The 2,646-nt window shown below is 70.7% G+C and carries 4 protein-coding genes; 3 read left to right on the top strand and 1 reads right to left on the bottom strand.

Annotated features, from left to right (window positions below; genetic code table 11):
• The coding region (locus Y694_RS21155; RefSeq protein ID WP_036236336.1) for a helix-turn-helix domain-containing protein at nt 1–265 on the bottom strand (265 nt) is incomplete at its 3' end.
• A 125-nt stretch (nt 266–390) separates the two neighbouring features.
• Here Y694_RS21155 and Y694_RS21150 point away from each other — a divergent pair.
• The 3 genes from Y694_RS21150 to Y694_RS21140 form a co-directional block, all read left to right on the top strand.
• Nucleotides 391–1,374, top strand: a complete 984-nt coding sequence (locus Y694_RS21150; protein WP_011831206.1) for a fumarylacetoacetate hydrolase family protein — start codon at nt 391–393, stop codon at nt 1,372–1,374.
• Nucleotides 1,375–1,391: 17 nt separating this feature from the next.
• Nucleotides 1,392–1,874 (top strand): TIGR02281 family clan AA aspartic protease, encoded by a 483-nt coding sequence (locus Y694_RS21145; RefSeq protein WP_011831207.1) that lies wholly within the window; start codon nt 1,392–1,394, stop codon nt 1,872–1,874.
• A gap of 106 nt (nt 1,875–1,980) precedes the next feature.
• Nucleotides 1,981–2,646: PhaM family polyhydroxyalkanoate granule multifunctional regulatory protein (locus Y694_RS21140; RefSeq protein ID WP_036236333.1), on the top strand; the 666-nt coding region annotated here is incomplete at its 3' end.

Raw genomic sequence — 2,646 nt, 5'->3', positions numbered from 1 at the left:
CGGCCGCCAGGCCGTCGAGCCGCGCCAGGCTGGCCAGACCGAGGCGCCGTGCCGTCGGGCCGAGGTCGTAGCGGCTGGTGGCAGGATCCTGAGCCACGAGCCCGACACGCTGGAAACTCACGAGGTAGCGGTGGGCCTTGGCCGCGCTCATGGCACAGGCGGCGGCCAGATCGCGCAGCATCATCGCGTCGGGCGCGGAGGCCAGCGCGTCGAGCACGGCATAACCGACCTCGACCGACTGGATGCCGGCGCGCCCGGGCATCATGGCCGCATCGACCGCGGCGGGAGGAGAACGCGTGGACACGACGGCAAATTTACAATGACGGAATCGATTCACTGTATCGAAATTTTGCCAACGGGGCCGCGACCCCGCCGAGGAGACCGACACCGATGAAACTCGCCACCTACAAGGACGGCTCGCGCGACGGCCAGCTGGTCGTCGTCTCGCGCGACCTGTCCACGGCCCATCACGCGAACGGCATCGCCGGTCGCCTGCAGCAGGTGCTGGACGACTGGAACTTCCTGTCGCCGCAGCTGCAGGACCTGTACGAGACGCTGAACCAGGGCAAGGCCCGCCACGCCTTCGCGTTCGAGCCGGCGCAGTGCATGGCGCCGCTGCCGCGCGCCTGCCAGTGGGCCGACGGCTCGGCCTACCTCAACCACGTGGAGCTGGTGCGCAAGGCGCGCGGCGCCGAGGTGCCCGAGAGCTTCTACACCGACCCACTGATGTACCAGGGCGGCAGCGACGACCTGCTCGGCCCCTGCGACGACATCGTCGTGCCGAGCGAGAAGATGGGCATCGACTTCGAGAGCGAGGTCGCGGTGATCACCGGCGACCTGCCGATGGGCGTGTCGCCGGAAGCGGCGATCGACGGCATCCGCCTGCTGATGCTGGCCAACGACGTGAGCCTGCGCCACCTGATCCCCGCCGAGCTGGCCAAGGGCTTCGGCTTCCTGCAGAGCAAGCCGGCCACCGCCTTCAGCCCGGTCGCCGTCACGCCCGACGAACTGGGCACGGCCTGGCAGGGCGGCCGCGTGCACCTCACGCTGCAGACCCAGTGGAACGGCAGGAAGGTGGGCCTGTGCGAGGCCGGGCCCGAGATGACCTTCCACTTCGGCCAGCTGATCGCCCACCTGGCCACCACGCGCCGGGTGCGCGCCGGCAGCATCGTCGGCAGCGGCACGGTCAGCAACAAGGACTGGTCCAAGGGCTACAGCTGCATCGCCGAGAAGCGTGCGATCGAGACGATCGAGGGCGGCGCGCCGGTCACCGAATTCATGCGCTACGGCGACACGGTGCGCATCGAGATGAAGGGCAGCGACGGCCAGAGCGTGTTCGGCGCGATCGAGCAGACGGTGGCAGCACCGGGCTGACCCGTGCACGGCGGCGCATGACCGAGTTCCCCCGCACCCTGAAGATCGCCACCGTCTGGCTGCTGCTGGGCCTGGCGGTGTTCCTCGGCTTTCGGGCGCTGGAGGCGCAGCAGCAGCGTTCGCGCTTCTCGCACGAGGGCGGCGTGATCGAGATCCGGCGCGGCAACGACGGCCACTACCACTGGCCCGCGCGACTGAACGGCCGCGAGGTCGACTTCCTGGTCGACACCGGCGCGACACGCAGCGCGATCTCGGCGGCGCTGGCCGACGAGCTGAAGCTCGAGGCCATCGGCCGCATCGATTCCAGCACCGCCGGCGGCGTGGTGCGCGGCCACGTGGCCCGGGCCGACCTGGTGCTGGACGGCGGCGTGCGCGTCGAGCGCCTGCCGCTGGTGGTGCTGCCGGCGCTCGGCGACAAGCCCCTGCTCGGGATGGACGTGCTGGGCCGGCTGCGCTGGCAGCAACAGGGCGGCGTGCTGCGCATCGAGGCCGGCTCCTGAGGTCGTTCGCGCCGAGGCGGGTTCTTGCCTAGCGCGAACCGCGCACAAGCGCAGCGCGGCGCCGCACAATGGCTGGTCCCACGACCACAACAACAGGAGACTGCCGATGACTGCCGCCCCCCCCGACTTCGCGAAACTGGTTCCCGGCTTCGACTTCCTGCAGGGCCTGGTCAAGAACGCCGGCTCGGTGCTGCCCAACATCGGCCAGTGGGTCGCGCCGACGCTCAACCCGGAGGAACTGGAGAAGCGCATCGAGGAACTGCGCACGGTGCAGTTCTGGCTGGAGCAGAACGCGCGCATGCTGGGCGCGACGATCCAGGCGCTGGAAGTGCAGCGCATGACGCTGTCGACACTGAAGACCATGAACGTGCAGGTGGCCGACCTGCGCGAATCGCTGCGCATCAAGCTGCCCGACGAGGCGCCTGCCGGCGCGCCGCCCGCGCCCGCCGACGACCACTCCGACGACGCGCCGGCCGAGGCCGCACCGGCGAAGAAGCGCGCCGCACCGCGCGCGAAATCCCGCGCCGCTGCCGCGCCGGTGACCGGCATCGTCGACCCGACGCAGTGGTGGGGCGCACTGACGAAGCAGTTCACCCAGCTGGCCGCCAGCACCATGAAGGACGTCGCCTCCGACTCCGCGAAGCAGCTCGCCGGCAACCTGGTGAAGCAGAGCTTCGACGCGGCCGAGCAGACCATCAAGGTCGGCATGGCGCCGGCCCGCAAGGCGGCCGAGATGGCCGGCGGCGTGGCCAACCGCGCGGCGCGCGCGGCG

Source organism: Methylibium sp. T29-B, assembly GCF_000576225.1.
GTDB classification, from domain to species: domain Bacteria; phylum Pseudomonadota; class Gammaproteobacteria; order Burkholderiales; family Burkholderiaceae_C; genus Methylibium; species Methylibium petroleiphilum.
Note: the sequence above shows the minus strand (reverse complement) of the source record. Positions and strands in the feature narration are given on the sequence as shown.

Excerpts from the sequence above, each read along its gene's own strand:
- Y694_RS21150 (WP_011831206.1), top strand. The coding sequence starts at position 391 with ATGAAACTCGCCACCTACAAGGACGGCTCGCGCGACGGCCAGCTGGTC.
- Y694_RS21145 (WP_011831207.1), top strand. The coding sequence starts at position 1,392 with ATGACCGAGTTCCCCCGCACCCTGAAGATCGCCACCGTCTGGCTGCTG.